Origin of the sequence: Streptomyces sp. UNOB3_S3 (genome assembly GCF_020740895.1) — a bacterium.
GTDB lineage: Bacteria > Actinomycetota > Actinomycetes > Streptomycetales > Streptomycetaceae > Streptomyces.
On the sequence record NZ_JAILXP010000435.1, the window covers coordinates 1 to 5,567 of the forward strand.

General features: G+C 74.1%; 6 protein-coding genes. 5 read left to right on the forward strand and 1 reads right to left on the reverse strand.

What is annotated here, in order from left to right; genetic code table 11:
• From K6I33_RS30985 to K6I33_RS31005, 5 genes are all read left to right on the forward strand, one after another.
• Positions 1–1,222: molybdopterin molybdotransferase MoeA (locus K6I33_RS30985; RefSeq protein WP_229357870.1), on the forward strand; the 1,222-nt coding region annotated here is incomplete at its 5' end.
• Positions 1,219–2,313 (forward strand): TrkA family potassium uptake protein, encoded by a 1,095-nt coding sequence (locus tag K6I33_RS30990; protein ID WP_374286241.1) that lies wholly within the window; start codon positions 1,219–1,221, stop codon positions 2,311–2,313. The genes K6I33_RS30985 and K6I33_RS30990, both read left to right, overlap by 4 nt.
• Before the next feature lie 114 nt (positions 2,314–2,427).
• Positions 2,428–3,405 (forward strand): NAD(P)H-quinone oxidoreductase, encoded by a 978-nt coding sequence (locus K6I33_RS30995; RefSeq protein ID WP_229357871.1) that lies wholly within the window; start codon positions 2,428–2,430, stop codon positions 3,403–3,405.
• A 98-nt stretch (positions 3,406–3,503) separates the two neighbouring features.
• Positions 3,504–4,052: a hypothetical protein gene (locus tag K6I33_RS31000; RefSeq protein ID WP_229357872.1), complete on the forward strand. Its 549-nt coding sequence runs from the start codon at positions 3,504–3,506 to the stop codon at positions 4,050–4,052.
• A gap of 97 nt (positions 4,053–4,149) precedes the next feature.
• On the forward strand, positions 4,150–4,710 hold the full coding sequence (locus tag K6I33_RS31005) for a bacterial proteasome activator family protein (protein WP_275126816.1): 561 nt from the start codon (positions 4,150–4,152) through the stop codon (positions 4,708–4,710).
• 113 nt (positions 4,711–4,823) lie between these two features.
• Here K6I33_RS31005 and K6I33_RS31010 read toward each other — a convergent pair.
• Positions 4,824–5,567: PASTA domain-containing protein (locus K6I33_RS31010; RefSeq protein WP_229357873.1), on the reverse strand; the 744-nt coding region annotated here is incomplete at its 5' end.

The window sequence follows — 5,567 nt, forward strand, 5'->3', positions numbered from 1 at the left end:
CCCCCGGGACAGTCGTCCCGGGCATCCGTCCGCCGTCCCCTGGGATGTCGCGCGGAAGGTTGCCGCGCGGGCGGCGGGGCGGAAGGGGGGCGCCGCCCGGAGCGTGCCGCTCCACGAGGCCGCGGGGCAGACGCTCGCGGAGCCGCTTGTCGCGCTCACCGACCTGCCCTCGTTCGACACCTCCGCGATGGACGGCTGGGCCGTCGCCGGGCCCGGGCCCTGGCGGTTGCTCACCGAGCGGGGTCACCGCGGCATCCTCGCCGGGCAGGGCGGTGACGTGCGGCTGAGCGACGGCGAGGCAGTGCGCATCGCGACCGGCGCCCCGGTTCCCCCCGGTGCCACCGCTGTGCTGCGGTTCGAGCACGGCGTCGTACGGCCGCACGAGGAGCTGTACGCCGACCGGCATCTGACGCAGGGGCAGGACGTGCGGCCCCGGGGGCAGGAGTGCCGGGAGGGGGACGAGCTGCTGCCGTCCGGGGTCGTCGTGACGCCCGCCGTGGTCGGGCTGGCGGCGGCCAGCGGGTACGACGAGGTGCCGGTCGTGCCCCGGCCCCGGGTCGAGGTGCTCGTCCTCGGGGACGAGCTGCTCCGCGAGGGGCTGCCGCACGACGGGCGGATCCGGGACGCGCTCGGGCCCATGCTCGGGCCCTGGCTGAACGCTCTCGGCGCCGAGGTCGTGGCCACCCGCCGCCTCGGCGACACCGCCGCGGCGCTGCGCACAGCCCTGGAGGCGTCGGACGCCGACCTCGTGCTGACCACCGGCGGCACGGCCGCGGGGCCCGTCGACCATGTGCGCCCCACCCTGCGCCTGCTGGGCGCCGAGCCCCTGGTCGACGGGGTCGCGGTGCGCCCGGGGCATCCGATGCTGCTCGCGCGCCTCGCGCCCGGCCGGCATCTGGTCGGGTTGCCCGGCAATCCCCTCGCCGCAGTCGCCGGTCTGCTGACGCTGGCCGAGCCGCTGCTGCGGACGCTCGCCGGCCGTGCCGCGCGGCGGCCGTGCCGGGCCCCGCTCACCGAGGACGTGCCCTGCCACGCCACCAGTACCCGGCTGGTGCCCGTGGTCCGTACGCCCGAGGGGTACGCCCGGCCGCTGCGCTTCCACGGCCCCGCCATGCTGCGCGGCCTGGCCGCCGCCGACGCGCTGGCCGTCGTGCCGCCGGGCGGTCCGGGCCCGGCCCGCGAGGCCGAGCTCCTCGCCCTCCCCTGGGAGGGCGACCGGTGAAGCTCCCCGAGCACGAGCCGCAGCAGGACCGGCAGACGCAGGACCGGCAGACGCAGGACCGGCACGCGACCGACTCCCGCATCCGTCTGCCCCGCTACACCGTGGCCCCGATACGGCAGGTGGGCCGGCGACTGCTGCTCGCGCTGCTGGTCATGGTCGCCACCGTCGCCATCGTCTACGGCGACCGCGGCGGCTACCACGACAACGCCGACGGCAGCGTCGACTTCCTCGACGCCGTCTACTACTCCACCGTCACCCTGTCCACCACCGGATACGGCGACATCGTCCCGTACAGCGACAGCGCCCGGCTGTCGAACATCCTGCTCGTGACGCCGCTCCGTGTCCTGTTCCTGATCATCCTGGTCGGCACCACCCTCGAGGTCCTCACCGAGCGCACCCGCGAGCAGTGGCGGCTGGCCCGCTGGAGGTCCGCCTTGCGCGAGCACACCGTCGTCGTCGGCTTCGGCACCAAGGGCCGTTCGGCCGTACAGGCCCTCTGCGCGGGCGGGCAGGCCCGGGAGAAGGACCGGATCGTCGTCGTCGACCCCAACCCCAAGGTCGTCGAGGCGGCCACCGCCCTCGGCTACGCGGGCGTCATCGGCGACGCCACCCGCAGCGACGTCCTGCTGCGCGCCGAGATCCAGAAGGCCCGTCAGGTCATCGTCGCCACCCAGCGCGACGACACGGCCGTCCTGGTGACCCTCACCGCCCGCCAGCTCAACCGGGGCGCCAAGATCGTGGCCGCCGTGCGCGAGGAGGAGAACGCCCCGCTGCTGCGGCAGTCCGGCGCGGACGCGGTCATCACCAGCGCGAGCGCCGCCGGCCGGCTGCTGGGCATGTCCGTGATCAGCCCCAGCGCGGGGACGGTCATGGAGGACCTCATCCAGCAGGGCAGCGGCCTCGACCTCGTCGAACGCCCCGTGGTCAAGGCCGAGGTGGGGAGGGGCGTGCGCGACACGGACGACCTGGTCGTCTCCGTGCTGCGCGGCCACCGGCTGCTCGGCTACGACGACCCCGAGGCCAGCCCCCTGAAGGCCACGGACCGGCTGATCACGATCGTCCGGGCCCGCCCGGTGGCACCGGAGGAGTGACCGGGAGCGGGACGCGCCTCCGTGTGAACCGCCGTACGAACCGCCGTACAAACCGCTGTACGAACCGCCGCGCGTCCCCCGGCGGTCGGCGGCCCCCGGAGTAGCCTCGCGGTCATGCATGCGATCACCATTCCCGTACCCGGCGGACCCGAGGCCCTCGTCTGGGCCGAGGTCCCCGACCCCGCGCCCGGCGGGGGAGAGGTCCTGGTCGAGGTCGTGGCCGCCGGTGTCAACCGCGCCGATCTGCTCCAGCGGCAGGGCTTCTACGACCCGCCCCCCGGCGCCTCCCCCTACCCGGGCCTGGAGGTTTCCGGCCGGATCGCCGCCCTCGGCCCGGGGGTGAGCGGCTGGGCCGTCGGCGACGAGGTGTGCGCGCTGCTGGCCGGCGGCGGCTACGCGGAGAAGGTCTGTGTCCCGGTGGGGCAGTTGCTGCCCGTGCCCGACGGCATGGACCTGGTCTCGGCGGCGGCGCTGCCCGAGGTCACGGCCACGGTCTGGTCGAACGTCTTCATGGTCGCCCATCTGCATCCCGGTGAGACCTTCCTGGTCCACGGCGGCGGCAGCGGCATCGGCACCATGGCCGTGCAGCTGGCCAAGGCGGTCGGCGCGCGCGTCGCGGTCACGGCGGGCGGGGCGGAGAAGCTGGAGCGCTGCCGGGAGCTGGGCGCGGACATCCTCATCGACTACCGCGAACAGGACTTCGTCGAGGAGCTGCGCAAACTCACCGGCGGCATCGGCGTGGACGTCATCCTCGACATCATCGGCGCCAAGTACCTGGAGCGGAACCTCGACGTCCTGGCCGTCAACGGCCGGCTCGCCATCATCGGCCTCCAGGGCGGCCGCAAGGGCGAACTGGACCTGGGCAAGCTGCTCGCCAAGCGCGCGGCGATCACGGCGACCTCGCTGCGCGGCCGCCCGCTCGCCGAGAAGGCCGCGATCGTGGCGGCGGTGCGCGAACACGTGTGGCCGCTGATCGCGGGCGGCCGGGTGCGGGCGGTGGTCGACCGCGCCATGCCGATGACGGACGCGGCGGCCGCCCATCGCGTGGTGGAGGACAGCGCGCACGTCGGGAAGGTCCTGCTGACCGTCTGACCGTTCACCCGCGCATGCCGTCCAGCGCGCCCCGCGCCGGGCGGCGTGTGAGGGTGGAGGGGTCCGTAGGGGGGTCTCCCGTACGGAGGCCGGCGACGATGAGCACCGGACCGACCAGCCGACCGCGAAGGACGCCCCTTACCGGGCTGACGATTCCCGGGCTGACGACGCTGATGACGCTGGCGATATCGACGGCCCTGACGATATCGACGGCCCTGGCGGTCCCCTCGCCGGCGTGGGCCGACGACCGGGAGCCGACGGCCCCGGCGTCCTCGGTCCCGTCCGTGGCCACGACGACCACGGTGTTCCCGTCCGCGCCGCCCTCCCCCGTGGCCGGGCTGCTGGCCGGCACCGTCGCGGGCGAGGGGCGCGGGCACCCCGGCCGTACGGGGATACCGCCGTCCGCCGTCGCCGGGGCCTCCCCCGACACGCCCGGCGGGCGGCCGGCCGCGGGCGCGGAGACTCCGGCGGGGGCGGAGGGGCACCGGGCGCCCTCGTACGCGCCGGGCGGCGCCGCCCCCGCGCCGGGGCGACGGGAGGCCGCCGGGGAGACGGACCGGGTGATGCGGGTGCTCCCGCTGGGAACCGGAATGACGCTGACGGGACTGGGGCTGGGATTCATCGCGCTCCGTCTGCGGCGCAGATAGCCGCAAACGCCGGGTGCTTCCACGCGCCCCCCACGGTGGATCAGGCGTGTACGAGGGCATCACCAGGGGGAAATCACCTGTGCGAGAGAATGGCGGCATGGATATGCCGAGGAATGAACGGTCGCAGGAGAGCCCGCACGTCCTGGTCGTGGGACCGGACGGCATGGCTCTCGGCAGCGCCAGCCCCGGCGGCGGGGAGGGCGACGACGAGCCGCGCGAGGTCCCGGTGACGGAGATGGTGGAACAGCCCGCCAAGGTCATGCGCATCGGCAGCATGATCAAGCAGCTGCTGGAGGAGGTCCGGGCGGCTCCTCTCGACGAGGCGAGCCGGGTCCGTCTCAAGGAGATCCACCACAGCTCGGTCAAGGAGCTGGAGGACGGCCTCGCGCCCGAGCTGGTGGAGGAGCTGGAGCGGCTGTCGCTTCCCTTCACCGACGAGACGATTCCCACCGAGGCGGAGCTGCGGATCGCGCAGGCCCAGCTCGTCGGCTGGCTGGAGGGGCTCTTCCACGGCATCCAGACCACGCTGTTCGCCCAGCAGATGGCCGCCCGCGCCCAGTTGGAGCAGATGCGGCGGGCCCTGCCGCCCGGCATCTCCGTCGACGACGACCACGAGGGCCATCAGCACGGCGGCGCCCGCTCGGGCCCGTATCTGTAACTCCGTTCCCGTGACGCGCGAAGGCCGGCCGGCACATTCTCTGTGCCGGCCGGCCTTCGCGCGCTTCGGCGGGTGACCGTTGTGCGGGGACCCGTCGGGGAACCGTTATGGCGTCAGGAGCCCGACTCGCCCGTCGACACGGTCAGGACGAACTGGTCGGTCTTCGGGTCGAACGGGTCGCCCGACTGGGGCTGCTGGGTCATCACGGTGCCCTTGCCCCAGGTGTTCTCGTTCACCTTGTCGACGCGGTACTTCCAGCCCGCCGCCTGGAGGCACTCCTTGACCGAGTCGACGTAGATGTACTTGAAGTCCGGAGAGCTCTTCTTGGTCTTGTCCTGGAAGTTGTCGTAGGCCTTGGTGCACTTGTCCGGCTCGATGGTCTTGGACTTGTCGCCTTCCTTGACCTTCGTCTGGGCGCCGTTCGCGTTGCCGTTCCCGTTCCCATTGGCGTTGCCGTTACCGGTGCCCTTGCCGGTCCCGTTGGCGTTGCCGCCGGTCGAGCCGCCCGCGGTGCCCGCGCCGCCGGCCGAGCCGCCGGTGCTGCCGTTGCCGCCGCCGGGGTCGGCGGGGGCCGGGGCGGCGCTCTGGCCACCGGTGCCGCCGGCCTGGTTCTTGTCGTCGTCCTTGCCGCCGTTGAGCACGATCGCGGCGATCACACCGATGACCGCGAGCACCGCGACGACGCCGGAGCCGATGAGCACCGGCTTGTTGCTCTTCCCGCCCGAGCCGGCACCGCCGGTGGCGCCGACGGGCGCCGAGGGAGCCGCGTAGGCGGCCGTGTCCCCGTACGCGGGCGTCGCGTAGGCCTGGGGGGCCGGAGGGGGCGTGGAAGGCCCGTAGCCGCCGCTGTACGGGCT